Origin of the sequence: Novosphingobium sp. (genome assembly GCF_041915465.1) — a bacterium.
Lineage (GTDB): Bacteria > Pseudomonadota > Alphaproteobacteria > Sphingomonadales > Sphingomonadaceae > Novosphingobium.
Map to the genome: position 1 here is coordinate 1 of NZ_JAYSBK010000071.1, position 15,631 is coordinate 15,631.

Here is a 15,631-nt window from a genome sequence, read left to right on the forward strand (position 1 = left end):
ACCGCTGAAGACTGGAGCCATGAATTGCCGCAATCCCGCGATAGCCGCATCGCCGAAACCCAGGCCAAACTGATCGATGTCCTGCGCCACCGTGTTGGCAAGGACGAACGCGCGGCCAAGCAGCACGACTGGTTCACCGCCACGGTGCTGGCGCTGCGTGACGCGGTAATCGACCGCTGGATGGAATCGACCCGCCGCACCTATGACGCGGGCGGCAAGCGGGTCTATTACCTGTCCCTCGAATTCCTGATCGGGCGGCTGCTGCGCGATGCGCTTTCGAACATGGGCCTGACCCGCGAGATGGAACAGGCGCTGGCCGCGCAGGGCATCGACATCGCCGCGATCGAAGAGCTTGAACCCGATGCGGCGCTGGGCAACGGCGGCCTCGGTCGGCTCGCGGCGTGCTTCATGGAAAGCCTCGCCAGCCTCGATGTGCCGGCCTATGGCTATGGCATCCGCTATGTAAACGGGATGTTCCGCCAGCGGATCGACGATGGCTGGCAGGTCGAGCTGCCCGAAACCTGGCTGGCCCACGGCAATCCCTGGGAATTCGAGCGCCGCGAAAGCGCCTACCGCATCGGCTTTGGCGGCGAGGTCGTGAGCGAAGGCGAGAAGGTGGAATGGCGTCCGGCCGAGCAGGTCGAGGCGACCGCGGTTGACACCCCCGTGGTCGGCTGGCGCGGCAAACGCGTCAATACGCTGCGGCTGTGGACCGCCAATGCGCTCGACCCGATCCGGCTTGACGCCTTCAATGCCGGCGATCACGTCGGCGCGCTGGTCGATGAAGTGCGCGCGGACAGTCTGGTGCGCGTACTCTATCCGGCGGATTCGAGCGCGGCGGGGCAGGAACTGCGGCTGCGGCAGGAATACTTTTTCACCGCCGCCTCGATCCAGGACATCGTGCGCCGCCACGTGCAGTACCAGGGCGATGTCCGCACCCTGCCCGATCACGCCGCGATCCAGCTCAACGACACCCACCCGGCGGTCGCCGTGGCAGAACTGATCCGGCTGCTGACCGACATCCACGGGCTGGAATTCGACGAGGCGCTCGACGTCACGCGCCGCACCATCGCCTATACCAACCACACCCTGCTGCCCGAGGCGCTGGAGAGCTGGCCGCTGCCGCTGTTCGAGCGGCTGCTGCCGCGCCACATGCAGATCGTTTATGCGATCAACAGCCGCGTGCTGCGCGAGGCGCGCCGCGCCGGGCTGGATGATGCCGCGATCGCCGCAATCTCCTTGATCGACGAAGGCGGGGAACGCCGCGTGCGCATGGCCAACCTGGCCTTTACCGGCGCGCACAGCGTCAACGGGGTGGCCGCGCTTCACACCGAACTGATGAAGAGCACGGTCTTTGCCGACCTGCACAAGCTGTACCCCACGCGGATCAACAACAAGACCAACGGCGTGACACCGCGCCGCTGGCTGCAACAGTGCAACCCGGGGCTGACCGCGCTCTTGAAGGACGCGATCGGGGACAAGTTCCTGGATGATGCCGCCGAGCTTTCCGCACTGAACGCGCTGGCAGACGATGCCGCGCTGGGCGAACGCGCGGCCGAAGTGAAGCGCGCCAACAAGGTGGCGCTGGCCGCGCACCTCAAGGACCTGACCGGGATCCGGCTCGATCCCGATGCGCTGTTCGACGTGCAGATCAAGCGCATCCACGAATACAAGCGCCAGCTCTTGAACCTGATCGAGACGGTTGCGCTTTACGACCAGATCCGCAGCCATCCGGAGCGCGACTGGGTGCCGCGCGTCAAGATCTTCGGCGGCAAGGCGGCATCGAGCTATCACAACGCCAAGCTCATCATCAAACTGGCGAACGACATCGCCCGCCGGGTCAATTCCGATCCCTCGGTCGGCGGCCTGCTCAAGGTCGTGTTCGTGCCCAACTACAACGTCACCCTGGCCGAACGGATCATTCCGGCGGCGGACCTGTCCGAACAGATCTCGACCGCCGGGATGGAAGCGTCCGGCACCGGCAACATGAAGTTTGCATTGAACGGTGCGCTGACCATCGGCACGCTCGACGGCGCGAACATCGAGATCAAGGACCGCGTTGGCGACGACAATATCGTGATCTTTGGCCTGACGGCTGAGGAAGTCGCCGAGCAACGCGCCGGGGGTTACAACCCGCGCGCCGTGATCGAAGGCAGCCGCGAATTGCAGCAGGCCCTGTCCGCGATCGCCTCGGGCGTGTTCTCGCCCGACGACCCGCACCGCTATGCAGGGCTGATCGGCGGCATCTATGACCACGACTGGTTCATGTGCGCCGCCGATTTCGACAGCTACACCGCCGCCCAGCGCAATGTGGACGCGCGCTGGATCGACCAGCGCGGCTGGCGCGCCTCGGCCTTGCGCAACGTGGCCAATGTCGGCTGGTTTTCCTCCGACCGGACGATCGGCGAATATGCCCGCGAAATCTGGGGGGTGCTTTGAGCGCGACCGGCTCTGAAATACGATTGCAAGGCGTGGCCTGCGCATACGATTTACCGGTTTCACATAACCCGGCCAAGGTGCAAGGTAGCCTCGGTTCGGCCCAGCGGCCGGCAGCACGGGGGAATGCTTGAAGCCACCGAGTTCCGCGATCACCGCACTGGTTGAAGGGCGTCATGCCGACCCGTTCTCATTGCTGGGTGTCCATGCCGGGCCGGAAGGCAGTTTTGCCCGCGCTTTGCTGCCGGGGGCGGAAGAGGCCAGCGCATTTTCCCTCAAGGGCGCGGCGCTGGGCAAGCTCGCCCGCGTCGATCCGCGCGGGCTGTTCGAGGGCAAGGTCCGGGGCAAGCCCAGGCCGGTCAAGTACCGCTGCCGGGCGGGCGGCCACGAATGGTGGGTGACCGATCCCTATTCCTTCGGCCCGGTGCTGGGTCCGACCGACGATTTCCTGATGGGTGAAGGCACCCACCTGCGCCTGTTCGACAAGCTTGGCGCCCACCTTATCACGCACGAAGGTGCTGAGGGCGTGCACTTCGCGGTCTGGGCGCCCAATGCCCAGCTGGTCAGCCTGGTTGGCGATTTCAACGACTGGAACCCGGCCCGCGCGCCGATGCGCCGCCGCGCCGACATCGGCGTGTGGGAGATCTTCATTCCCGACATCGGCCTTGGCCGCGCCTACAAGTTCCACATCACCGGGGCGGACGGGAAAGTCCTGCCGCTCAAGGCCGATCCCTATGCCTTTGCCGCGGAACTGCGCCCCAAGACCGCCTCGCTCACCGCGCTGCCCGGCAAGGACGACTGGGGCGACCAGGCCCACCGTGCGCACTGGGCGGGGGCCGATCCCCGACGCGAAGCCATGTCGATCTACGAGGTCCATCCCGGATCGTGGCAGCGGGATGATAATGGCTGGTTCCTGACCTGGGATGAAATGGCCGCGCGGCTGATCCCCTATGTCACCGACATGGGCTTTACCCATATCGAGTTCCTGCCGGTTTCCGAGCACCCCTATGACCCTTCGTGGGGCTATCAGACCACCGGGCTCTATGCCCCCTCGGCCCGGTTCGGCGATCCGGCGGGTTTTGCCCGGTTCGTCGACGGGGCGCACCGGGCGGGCATTTCGGTGCTGATCGACTGGGTGCCAGCGCACTTCCCGACCGACGCACATGGCCTCGCCCATTTCGATGGGACAGCGCTTTACGAACACGAAGACCCGCGCCTTGGTTTCCATCCTGACTGGAACACCGCGATCTACAATTTCGGGCGGCGCGAGGTGGCCTCGTTCCTGGTCAACAACGCGCTGTTCTGGGCGGAAAAGTACCATGTCGATGGGCTGCGCGTCGATGCGGTCGCCTCGATGCTCTACCGCGATTACTCACGCCAAGCCGGCGAATGGATCCCCAATGCCGAGGGCGGGCGCGAGAACTGGGAGGCGGTGGACTTCCTGCGCGCAATGAACCGCGCGCTCTATGCCCAGCACCCGGGCATCGTCACCATCGCGGAGGAAAGCACCGCCTGGCCGGGCGTATCACTCCCCGCGTATGGCGATGGCCCGCGCGAGAACCTGGGCTTCGGATTCAAGTGGAACATGGGCTTCATGCACGACACGCTGAAGTACATGGGCCGCGATCCGGTGCATCGCAAATACCACCACGACGACATCACCTTTGGCCTGATGTACGCCTTCAGCGAAAACTTCGTCCTGCCGCTGAGCCACGACGAGGTGGTCCACGGCAAGGGCAGTTTGCTGAACAAGATGAGCGGCGACGAATGGCAGAAGTTCGCTTCGCTGCGCGCCTATTACGGCCTGATGTGGGGCTATCCCGGCAAGAAGCTGCTGTTCATGGGACAGGAGTTTGCGCAAGCCCGAGAATGGAGCGAGGAGCGCAGCCTTGACTGGGAGTTGCTGGACATCCCGGCGCACGAAGGGGTGCGCCGCTTCGTGCGCGATCTCAACCACCTCTACACCTCGCGCCCCGCACTCCACGCGCGCGACTGCGAAGGCGAAGGCTTCGAATGGCTGGTGGCCGATGACGCCGAGGCCAGCGTCTTCGCCTGGCTGCGCAAGGCTCCGGGCGAGCGGCCGATCGTCGTGGTCAGCAACATGACCCCGGCGCTGCACGATCACTATCGCCTGCCGCTGCCCCACGACGGGCGCTGGCGCGAGGTGCTGAACAGCGACGCCGCGATCTATGGCGGCAGCGGGCAGGGCAACATGGGGGCAATCACCGCAGAGCACGGTGCGGCGCTGGTGCGCCTGCCGCCGCTTGCAACTGTCATGTTCGAATACGAAGGTTGATACGGGCCACGCGCCAAGAAGGGGACAAGGATGATGGCAAAACGGCAGGCAGCACCGGCACGGCCACTGGCACGTGACGCGATGGCCTATGTACTCGCCGGTGGACGCGGCAGCCGCCTGATGGAACTGACCGACCGGCGTGCCAAGCCCGCGGTCTATTTCGGCGGCAAGACCCGGATCATCGACTTTGCCCTGTCCAACGCACTCAATTCGGGCATCCGCCGCATCGGCGTCGCCACCCAGTACAAGGCCCATTCGCTGATCCGGCACCTGCAGATCGGCTGGAACTTCTTCCGCCCGGAACGCAACGAAAGCTTCGACATCCTGCCCGCCTCGCAGCGCGTGTCCGAAACCCAGTGGTACGAAGGCACGGCCGACGCGGTCTACCAGAACATCGACATCATCGAGGGCAACGGCAGCGAATACATCGTCATCCTGGCCGGCGATCACATCTACAAGATGGACTACGAGTTGATGCTACAGCAGCACGTCAACCAGGGGGCCGACGTGACCGTGGGCTGCATGGAAGTGCCGCGCGCCGACGCCAGGGGCTTTGGCGTCATGGCGGTGGACGAGAACGACCGGATCACCGATTTCGTCGAAAAGCCTGAAGACCCGCCCGCCATGCCGGGCAAGCCCGACGTCTCGCTCGCCTCGATGGGGATCTACGTCTTCACCACCAGGTTCCTGTTCGAGCAGCTTGAGCGCGACGCCGCCGATCCCGCCAGCTCGCGCGATTTCGGCAAGGACATCATCCCTTACCTGGTGAAGCACGGCAAAGCCGTGGCCCACCGCTTTTCCGACAGCTGCGTGCGCGGCAAGGACGAAACCGGGGTTTACTGGCGCGATGTCGGCACGGTCGATGCCTATTGGGAAGCCAATATCGACCTCACGCAGATCATTCCCCAGCTGGACCTCTACGACCGCGACTGGCCGATCTGGTCCCACGCCGAAATGGTCCCGCCCGCCAAATTCGTCCACGACGAGGCCGGTAGGCGCGGCGAGGCGGTCTCCAGCCTCGTCTCGGGCAACTGCATCATCTCGGGCAGCCATGTGGAACGCAGCCTGCTGTTCACCTCGGTCCTGACCCGCAGCTGGAGCCGGGTCGAGGAATCGGTGATCCTGCCGTGGTGCGACATCGGCCGGAACGCGCGGCTGAAGAAGGTGGTGCTGGATCGGGGCGTGAAGATCCCGCCCGGGCTGGTGGTGGGCGAAGACCCCGAACTCGACGCCAAGCGCTTTCGCCGCACCGACAAGGGCGTGTGCCTGATCACCCAGCCGATGATCGACAAGCTGGACCTATGATGCCGCTTTCTGTCCTCTCGGTCGCTTCCGAGGCGGTGCCGCTGGTGAAGACCGGCGGCCTGGCCGATGTGGCGGGCGCACTGCCCGGCGCGCTGGCCCCGCACGGGGTAGTCCTGACCACGCTGCTGCCGGGCTTCCCATCGGTCATGGCGGCGCTACCGCGCGCCAAGGTACTGCACACCTACGAAGACCTCTTGGGCGAACGCGCCCGGCTGGTGGCGGGCAAGCTCGGCGATCATCCGCTGATCGTGCTCGACGCGCCCACGCTGTTTACCCGCGAGGGCAGCCCCTATGCCGATCCCGGCGGCAAGGACTGGGCCGACAACTGGCGCCGCTTTGCCGCTTTCGGGCGCGCGGCGGCAGACCTTGCGGGCGGCATGGTGAAGGGCCGCAAGTTCGATCTGATCCATGCGCATGACTGGCAGGCGGCGATGGCGCTGGCTTACCTGCGCTTTGCGCCGGTGGCGGGCAGCGCGCCCGTCCCCTCGGTGATGACGATCCACAACATGGCCTTCCAGGGCTATTTCGACGCCGCGATTTTCCCGCGCCTCGGCCTGCCGCGCAGCGCCTGGGGGATCGACGGGGTGGAAAGCTATGGCGGGGTGGGGTTCCTGAAAGCAGGCCTCGAAGCCGCCAGCGTCATCACCACGGTCAGCCCGACCTATGCCCGCGAAATCCGCGAGGGCGAGTTTGGCATGGGCCTTGAAGGGCTGATCCGCAGCCGGGGCGACCGGGTACGCGGGATCGTCAACGGGATCGACACGCACGAGTGGAGCCCGGCGAGCGATACCCACATCGCCCAGACCTATACCGCCCGCACCCTGGCGAAGAAGCAGGCGAACAAGCGCGCGCTGGAGGCCGAATTCGGGCTTGAACCCGGCGATGGCCCGCTGTTCGTCGTCATCACCCGCCTGACCTGGCAAAAGGGCATGGATGTGCTGGTCGAAGTGCTTGATCACCTTGCCGGAATCGGCGGGCGGCTGGCGCTGCTGGGCAGCGGCGATCAGGGGATCGTCAATGGCCTGCTGGCCGGCGCGGCGCGCCATCCGGGGCGGATCGCGGTCAAGATCGGCTATGACGAAGGCCTCTCGCACCGGATGCAGGCGGGCGGGGACGCGATCCTGGTGCCGAGCCGGTTCGAGCCGTGCGGCCTGACCCAGCTTTATGGCCTCGCCTATGGCTGCGTACCGGTGGTGGCGCGCACCGGGGGCCTTGCCGACACGGTGATCGACGCAAACCTGGCGGCGATGAAGGTCGGCGCTGCGACCGGCATTCAATTCAATGGCGTCCATTACAATGCGCTGTGCGCCGAGATCGACCGGGCCATGGCGATCTATCATCAGCCGGGCGCGTGGGAACTGCTGCAGAAGAATGGCATGAAGGCAGACTTCAGCTGGGCTGCCAGCGGCGCCGCCTATGCCGCACTCTACAAGGAACTGACAGGGAAAGCATGACGGCAAAGCTTTACCACGCCACTCCGTTCGAAGGGCAGAAGCCCGGCACGTCCGGCCTGCGCAAGAAGGTCCGCGTGTTCCAGCAGCCCGGTTATGCCGAGAACTTCATCCAGGCCGTGTTCGACGTGGTCGAGCGGCCTGCGGATTCCACGCTGGTGATTGGTGGCGATGGCCGGTTCCATAACCGCACGGTGATCCAGCAGGCGCTGCGAATAGCCGCCGCCAATGGCTATGGCCGCGTGCTGGTCGGCAAGGGCGGGATCCTCTCCACCCCCGCCGCCAGCCACGTGATCCGCAAATATGGCGCAAGCGGCGGTCTGATCCTGTCCGCCAGCCATAACCCCGGCGGCCCGGACGAGGATTTCGGGATCAAGTACAATACGGCCAACGGCGGCCCCGCCCCAGAAAGCGTGACCGAGGCGATTTACGCCCGCACCCTCACCATCGACCGCTGGCTGGCCGAGGACAGCGCGGACATCGGCCTCGACGCACTGGGCACGGTGCAGGTTGGCGCCATGACGGTCGAAGTGATCGACCCCGTGGCCGACTATGCGGAGCTGATGGAAAGCCTGTTCGATTTCCCCGCGATCCGCGCGGCGGGCGTCAGCATGGCGTTCGACGCGATGAGCGCGGTGACCGGGCCTTACGCCATCGAGATTCTTGAAAACCGGCTTGGTTTCGCACCGGGAACCGTGCGCAATGGCGTGCCGCTGGAGGATTTCGGCGGGCACCATCCCGATCCCAACCTGGTCCACGCAGCCGAGCTTTACGACCTGATGATGGGGCCGGATGCGCCGGACTTTGGCGCGGCCTCGGACGGCGATGGCGATCGCAACCTGATCATCGGGCGCGGACGGTTCATCACGCCATCGGATTCGCTCGCCATGCTGGCCGCCAACGCTCACCTCGCGCCCGGCTATGCACGCGGCCTTGCCGGGATCGCCCGCTCGATGCCGACCAGCGCGGCGGCCGACCGCGTGGCCGAGGCGCTGGGTATTCCCGCCTTCGAGACGCCCACGGGCTGGAAGTTCTTCGGCAACCTGCTCGATGCCGGCATGGCCACGATCTGCGGCGAGGAAAGCGCCGGGACCGGCTCTGACCACGTGCGCGAAAAGGATGGCCTCTGGGCCGTGCTGCTGTGGCTCAACATTCTGGCGGTCCGCGGCATCTCGGTGGACGAATTGGCGCGCGAGCACTGGGCGCGGTTCGGGCGCAACTACTATGCCCGCCACGATTACGAGGCGCTGCCGGTGGATGCCGCCAATGCCGTCATGGCGCAGGTGACCGGCGCGCTTGCCGCGCTCCCCGGCCAGGCCTTCGGACCACTGGCCGTCGCGGCGGCAGACAGCTTTTCCTATGCCGATCCGGTCGACGGTTCGGTCAGCGCGAACCAGGGCCTGCGCGTGATGTTCGAAGGCGGATCGCGGATCGTGCTGCGCCTGTCGGGCACCGGCACCGAAGGGGCGACGCTGCGGCTCTACCTCGAACGCTTCGAACCGGCATCGGGCAATCTCGACGCGGAAGTGGGCGCGATGCTGGGCGATCTGATCGCGGCGGCAGAAACCATCGCGGGGATCGCGCGCCACACCTGCCGCACCGCGCCTGACGTCGTGACGTGACGCCGCTGGGCGTCAGCAAGGCGCGCGGGCGTACCCGCTTTTCGGTGCGCTCGCCCCATGCCGAGCTGGTCGAACTGTGCCTGTTCGAAGGCACCACCGAACGCCGCGTGGCGATGCGGCGCGAATGCGACAACTGGACCGTCAGCCTGCCCGAAGACCTGGCCGGCACACCGTACGGCTACCGCGCGCATGGCGAATGGGCACCGCAGCATGGTCGCTGGTTCGATCCCGCCAAGCTGCTGGTCGATCCCTATGCGCTCGAACTCGACCGGCGTTATCACTACGATCCCTGCCTTGGCCATTACGGCGCGGACACCGCCGCGCTGGTCCCGCGCGCCATTGTGCCGGGCAGGCTGCCCAAGGCGAAACGCCGCCCGCCCTGCTTCGCGCGCGGGGGACTGATCTATGAAGTGAACGTCCGCGCCTTCACCATGCTCCACCCGGAGGTGCCAGAGGCGCAGCGCGGCACCTTGGCGGCGCTGGCGCACCCGGCGGTCATCGCGCACCTCAAGAAACTGAACGTCAGCGCGGTGGAACTGATGCCGATCACCGCCTGGATCGACGAGCGCCACCTTGCCCCCCTGGGCCTCACCAATGCCTGGGGCTATAACCCGGTGACGATGATGGCGCTCGATCCGCGCCTCTGCCCCGGCGGGGTGGCGCAGCTGCGCGATACCGTCGCCGCGCTCCACGCCGAAGGGATCGGGGTACTGCTCGATCTGGTGTTCAACCACACCGGCGAAAGCGACGTTCACGGCCCGGTCCTGTCGCTGCGCGGGCTCGACAATGCCGCCTATGCCCACCATGCCGATGGCAGCCTGATCAACGATACCGGCTGCGGCAACACGCTCAATTTTGCCCACCCGGCGATGCGCGAACTGGCGCTGGCTGCGCTGCGGCACTTCGTGGCCCATTGCGGGATTGACGGGTTCCGCTTCGACCTGGCCCCGGTGCTGGGGCGCAGTCCCGCCTTCGACGCCGATGCCCCGTTCTTTGCCGAACTCGCCGCCGATCCGCTGCTGGCGGACAGGGTGATGATCGCCGAGCCGTGGGACATCGGACCCGGCGGCTACCAGCTTGGCAAGTTTCCCGCGAATTGGCTCGAATGGAACGACCACTTCCGCGACGATGTGCGCCGGTTCTGGCGCGGCGATGCGGGCGTGGGCAAACTGGCGACGCGGATCGCGGGTTCGTCCGACATTTTTGGGAAGGACTGCCGCTCGGTCAATTTCCTCGCCGCGCACGATGGCTTTACCCTGCTCGATCTCGTCTCCTACGCGCACCGTCATAACGAGGCCAATGGCGAACAGGGCCGCGACGGGCATCACGAGAATTACAGCTGGAACCACGGCGCCGAAGGGCCAAGCCACGATCCCGCCGTCCGGTCGGCACGCGCCGCCGACCAGCGCGCGCTGCTGGCCACGCTGTTCGCCGCGACCGGCACGGTGATGCTCACCGCCGGGGACGAGTTCGGCCGCACCCAGCACGGCAACAACAACGCCTATTGCCAGGACGGCCCGATCGCCTGGCTCGACTGGCAGCACCGCGACCACGCACTCGAAGACTACGTGGCAAGGCTCTCCGACTGGCGCGCAGCGCGGCTGGACTGGTTTGCGCAATTTCCCGAACCCGGGGAATGGCTCCACCCGGAAGGCCGCGCGATGGAGATCGACGATTGGGAACGCCCCGGCACACCCGGCTTCACCTATTGCGGCGCCGACCCCGCGCGGCCACTGGTGATTTCGGTCAGCCGGCCGGACCGGAGCGTCAAGGTTTCAGCGCAGGCTTAACCCTTCGGCAAGACCTTGGGGCGCAGGATCGCTGCATGGCCCGCGCTATCGCTCTTGCTGCCCGCATCCACGCCCCCAGCCCCGATCTGGCGGTGGAGGCCCTGCGCCGCACCATTGTCTGCACCTGCGCGCTGGCCCTGATCCTCGCCGGACGCGCGCTGCCCTTCTTCTAGGCCGTAAACTCATAAACAGCGCCATCGAGGTTTGAGGCAGAATGGCTCAGCGCAAGGAGGCAGGACGCTGGAATATGTCGATATTTCAAGGCCTGCCGACGCAGCGCTGGGCCATTCTGGTCAAACCCCATCGGGGCGTCCAAATGGCTTCCATCTCGGACAAAACCGCCCTTGGAAAGGCAATCAGCCTTCCCGGCGGGCGGCTTCGCCCGATATGTTCGCCATTTGGGCGCCTCGATGGCGCTGTTTATGAGTTTACGGCCTAGGTGTGCAGCAGCCGCCAGAGCGCGGCGCAGGCGGATACCCCAAGCACCAGCCCGGTGAAAATCCGCCACGCCTTGTCGTCGATCCGCCCGAAGGCGAGATGGCCCAGCCAGTTGCCGAGCAGCACCGTGGGGAACAGGATCGCGGCGAGCATTGGCTCGCGCCAGGTTGCCACCCCAAGTGCCAGCGCCGAACCGACCCCGGCGAAGGACGTCGCCAGGAAGATCGTCATCATCGAGGCGCGGGCAAGCTGCGGCGCGATCTCACGGCGCAGGTAATAGGGCACCACCGGCGGCCCGGGCATCCCGGCAAACCCGGTCAACACGCCTGAAAGCAGCCCGGTCGTCCCGGTCTCCGCGGTGCTGGGCGCGTGGTGTTCGGGGCGTTTCGGCAGCAGCACCAGCGTGAACGAACCGAGCGCGATCAGCGCGATCAGCAGCCGCGCCAGTGCCGGATCCGTGATCGCGAGCAGCCAGACGCCCAGCGGGGTCGCCGCAACGGCCAGAGCGGAAATCACAAAGGCGCTGCGCTCGCTCTGCCCGACGATCTTCTTGAGGCCGACTAGGCCAATCATCAGCCCCAGCCAGTTCGCCACCACCACCGCCTCGCGCGGGGGAACGGCCAGCCCCAGCACCGGGACCAGCAGGATCGCCATGCCGAAGCCCGCGAGGCCCCGCACGAAAGCAGCCGCCAGCGTCGCGGCCAGCGCGATGGCAAGCTGCTCCGGGGTCAGCCCTGCCAGCAAGTCAGCGCAGGTCCGGCGCGGTTGCTTCGCCCTTGAGCAGCGCGATGGCATCGGCCAGCGGCATCACCTTCTGGTGTTCCGCGCCAAGGGTGCGGACGGCAACGGTGCCTTCCTCGGCCTCGCGCTTGCCGACCACCAGCAGGTGCGGAACCTTTTGCAGCGAGTGTTCGCGCACCTTGTAGTTGATCTTCTCGTTGCGCGTGTCGGTTTCCACCCGGATGCCGGCGGCCTTCAATTGCGCGGCAACGTCACCCGCATAGCCGTCGGCGTCCGAAACGATCGTCGCGACCACGGCCTGGACCGGGGCGAGCCACGCGGGCAAGCGCCCTGCATAGTGCTCGATCAGGATGCCGATGAAGCGTTCATACGAACCGAAGATCGCGCGGTGGAGCATCACCGGGCGGTGCTTTTCGCCGTCCTCGCCGATGTAGCTGGCATCGAGCCGTTCGGGCAGCACGCGGTCGGACTGGATCGTGCCGACCTGCCAGGTGCGGCCAATCGCGTCGGTCAGGTGCCATTCGAGCTTGGGGGCGTAGAACGCGCCTTCGCCCGGTAGTTCCTCCCAGCCGTATTCCTCGGTCGCCAGCCCTGCGCGGTGGACCGCGTCGCGCAGTTCCGCCTCGGCCTTGTCCCACATTTCCTCGGTGCCGAAGCGCTTTTCGGGGCGCAGCGCCAGCTTGATCGAATAGGTGAAGCCGAAATGCTTGTAGATCCGGTCGGCCAGCGCGCAGAAATCCTGCACTTCGGAGACGATCTGGTCTTCGCGGCAGAAGATGTGGGCATCGTCCTGCGTGAACTGGCGCACGCGCATCAGGCCGTGCAGCGCGCCGTGCGGCTCGTTGCGGTGGCAGCAGCCGTTTTCGTAGAAGCGCAGCGGCAGGTCGCGGTACGACTTGATCCCCTGGCGGAAGATCAGGACGTGGGCCGGGCAGTTCATCGGCTTGAGCGCCATCCAGTCCGCCTCGCCCGAGATGACGGGGCCGTCGTCCTCGGTGTTGGGCACCTCGTCGGGGATGACGAACATGTTTTCGCGGTACTTGCCCCAGTGGCCGGACTGCTCCCACTGGCGCGCATCCATCACCTGCGGGGTCTTGACCTCCTTGTAACCCGCGCCGTCGATCGCGCGGCGCATATAGGCTTCGAGTTCCCGCCAGACCATGTAGCCCTTGGGGTGCCAGAACACCGAGCCGTGGGCTTCCTGCTGAAGATGGAACAGGTCCATCTCGCCGCCCAATTTGCGGTGATCGCGCTTGGCGGCTTCTTCCAGCCGGTGGAGGTGTTCCTCAAGCTGCTTCTTGTTGAGCCAGCCGGTGCCATAGATGCGGCTCAGCATCGCGTTGTTCTGATCGCCGCGCCAGTAGGCGCCCGACACGCGGGTCAGCTTGAAGGCGTTGGGATCAAGCTTGCCGGTGGAGGGCAGGTGCGGCCCGCGGCACATGTCGAGCCAGTCGTCGCCCGACCAGTAGACGGTGAGGTCCTCGTCGCCCGGCAGTTCGGCGGCCCATTCAGCCTTGAAGCTTTCGCCCTGCTGCTTCCAGCGGCTGATCAGCTGTTCGCGGCTCCACACCTCGCGGCGCAGCGGCTTGTTGGCGCCGATGATCTTGCGCATCTGCGCCTCGATCGCGGGCAGGTCTTCCTCGGTGAAGGGCCGCTCTGCCGGCGCAAAGTCGTAATAGAACCCGTCGTCGGTCGAAGGCCCGAAGGTGATCTGCGTGCCGGGGAACAGCGCCTGCACCGCTTCCGCCAGGACGTGGGCATAGTCATGCCGGGCAAGGTCAAGCGCGTCGGCCTCGTCCTTGGCGGTCACCAGCGCGAGCGTGCAATCGGCGGTGAAGGGGCGCGTGAGGTCAACCAGTTCGCCATCCACGCGCGCGGCAAGCGCCGCCTTGGCAAGGCCGGGGCCGATCGCGGCGGCAACGTCCGCCGGGGTGGAACCCGCCGCCATTTCGCGGACGGAACCATCGGGAAGGCTGATCTTCAGGACTTCGGACATGATCTACTCTCGTGGCGTCTGCCGGGCGCTTTGGCACAAGAGGGGGCGCACCGGAAGGGGCGGCGTCGGTTGGGAAGCGGTTTCGGGAGGTGACGCCAGCCGCCCGAACCCGGACGGCGGCGCGGCTTCGCGTCAGGCGAAGACGGCCAGCCCCGGGGAGACCCGGGTGGTGGTAGTCGTCGTCAAGGCACGGCGCAGCGTCATCGCCGCCGCTATAGCGAGGCAGCGCTTAAGGATCAACTAAGCCGTGTAGCGGCGCTGCCCGGCCAGCACGGTCATCCGGTGCGTGGTCGCCAGGGCAGTGCCCTTTTGCTTGATCGTCGCCATGAAGCGCCATTCGCAGCTCGCCGATTTGGGGGTCAGTTCCACGGCCATGTAGCCGCGCTGCGAGGTATCGCACCACTGGAGCTGAGGATTGCGCGCCACGATGTTGCGGGCGAGGTCTTTCGGCGTCTGCCAGTTGATATAGCCTTCCGCCCCGGGCGAGGTCACCGAATGGCCACCCATTTCGACACCCACGCGGTGCCCTTTGAGGTCGAGGTCGAAGGCCCAGGCATTGTGGCTGTCGCCCGACAGAACGACGACGTTGGCATCGGCGGCCAGCGCCGACTTCATCAGCCGGGCGCGGGCGGCGGGATAGCCGTCCCAGGCGTCCATGTTGAAGGGGATTCCCTGCTTGCCCGCCGCGACCGTGACCGCCATGCGCTGTTTCAGCCAGTCGGGCGCGTCCGCAGCCAGCCCCTGGGTGATCTCCGTTGACATCATGAGCTGGCCCATGACGATTTCCTGGGCGATCACCTGCCAGGGTTTGCGCGCCTTGACCGAGGCCTTGAGTCCGCTGGCCAGCCACTCTTCCTGCTGCGCGCCGAGCAGGGTCCGGGTCGGATCGGCCAGGGCTCCGTCGCGAAACGCGGCCAGCGCGGCATCGACCTTGTCCGGCGCAGTGCCCTTGGCGATGTCCGCAAAATTCAGCTGGCGATCCCGCGCGAGATGGCGGCTCTCGAGCTTGAACAGGGTGCCAAGGTCGCCGATTTCGTACGCGGCCCAGTATTCGTCAGACACCGGCATCCATTCGCGGTAAACCTTTTCCGACAGGGCCTTGCGGGTCGCCCAATCGCCTTCATTGGCCTGATGGTTTTCCGCGCCGTCCTTCCAGGTGTCGTTCGCGGTTTCGTGATCGTCCCACATCGCCACCATCGGCAGGACCTGGTGGATGCGCTGCAGGTCCGGGTCGGAGCGATAGAGCCGGAAGCGGTCGCGGTAGCCTTCGAGCGTGATCGATTCCTCGACCGGGACCAGCCGATCGCCGACGATCTGCTTGGCAGAGGGATATTCGCCGCGCTCGTACTCGTAGAAATAGTCGCCGAGGTGGACCGCCAGATCGAATTCACCGCTTTCGGCCGCGTGGGCATAGGCATTGAAGAAGCCAAAGCCATAGTTCGAACACGAGAACACCGCGAGCTTGAAGCTGGCCAGCTTGCCCACCGGCAAGGTGCGGGTGCGCCCGATTGCCGAAACCTCGCCCGAGGGGGCGATGAAGCGGTAATAGTACCACT

At 66.2% G+C, this 15,631-nt stretch carries 10 protein-coding genes; 7 read left to right on the top strand and 3 right to left on the bottom strand.

Features of this window, described 5'->3' with window-relative positions:
* Window positions 1–24 precede the first annotated feature (24 nt).
* From ACE3SN_RS12015 to ACE3SN_RS12045, 7 genes are all read left to right on the top strand, one after another.
* On the top strand, window positions 25–2,439 hold the full coding sequence (locus tag ACE3SN_RS12015; protein WP_374530344.1) for a glycogen/starch/alpha-glucan phosphorylase: 2,415 nt from the start codon (window positions 25–27) through the stop codon (window positions 2,437–2,439).
* Between the two features lie 127 nt (window positions 2,440–2,566).
* Window positions 2,567–4,732 (top strand): 1,4-alpha-glucan branching protein GlgB, encoded by a 2,166-nt coding sequence (glgB, locus tag ACE3SN_RS12020; protein WP_374530331.1) that lies wholly within the window; start codon window positions 2,567–2,569, stop codon window positions 4,730–4,732.
* 33 nt (window positions 4,733–4,765) lie between these two features.
* Window positions 4,766–6,037, top strand: a complete 1,272-nt coding sequence (glgC, locus tag ACE3SN_RS12025; RefSeq protein ID WP_374530346.1) for a glucose-1-phosphate adenylyltransferase — start codon at window positions 4,766–4,768, stop codon at window positions 6,035–6,037.
* On the top strand, window positions 6,037–7,491 hold the full coding sequence (gene glgA / locus ACE3SN_RS12030) for a glycogen synthase GlgA (protein WP_374530348.1): 1,455 nt from the start codon (window positions 6,037–6,039) through the stop codon (window positions 7,489–7,491). The genes glgC and glgA overlap by 1 nt, the downstream gene beginning before the upstream one ends.
* On the top strand, window positions 7,488–9,110 hold the full coding sequence (locus tag ACE3SN_RS12035) for an alpha-D-glucose phosphate-specific phosphoglucomutase (protein ID WP_374530333.1): 1,623 nt from the start codon (window positions 7,488–7,490) through the stop codon (window positions 9,108–9,110). Before glgA ends, ACE3SN_RS12035 begins: the two co-directional genes overlap by 4 nt.
* A complete protein-coding gene (gene glgX / locus ACE3SN_RS12040) occupies window positions 9,107–10,900 on the top strand; it encodes a glycogen debranching protein GlgX (RefSeq protein WP_374530334.1) in 1,794 nt (597 codons plus the stop codon). Before ACE3SN_RS12035 ends, glgX begins: the two co-directional genes overlap by 4 nt.
* Before the next feature lie 35 nt (window positions 10,901–10,935).
* Complete coding sequence (locus ACE3SN_RS12045) at window positions 10,936–11,073, top strand: hypothetical protein (protein WP_374530336.1); 138 nt, start codon at window positions 10,936–10,938, stop codon at window positions 11,071–11,073.
* A gap of 262 nt (window positions 11,074–11,335) precedes the next feature.
* On the opposite strand, the gene ACE3SN_RS12050 is transcribed toward ACE3SN_RS12045, so the two are convergent.
* The 3 genes from ACE3SN_RS12050 to ACE3SN_RS12060 all read right to left on the bottom strand — a co-directional run.
* Window positions 11,336–12,082, bottom strand: coding sequence for a sulfite exporter TauE/SafE family protein (locus tag ACE3SN_RS12050; protein WP_374530338.1), 747 nt, complete (start codon window positions 12,080–12,082; stop codon window positions 11,336–11,338).
* Between the two features lies 1 nt (window position 12,083).
* Window positions 12,084–14,075 carry a threonine--tRNA ligase gene (gene thrS, locus ACE3SN_RS12055; RefSeq protein WP_374530340.1) on the bottom strand — a complete coding sequence of 664 codons (1,992 nt, stop codon included), beginning with the start codon at window positions 14,073–14,075 and terminating at the stop codon, window positions 12,084–12,086.
* A gap of 240 nt (window positions 14,076–14,315) precedes the next feature.
* A partial coding sequence (locus ACE3SN_RS12060; RefSeq protein WP_374530342.1) for an alkaline phosphatase occupies window positions 14,316–15,631 on the bottom strand: 1,316 nt, incomplete at its 5' end.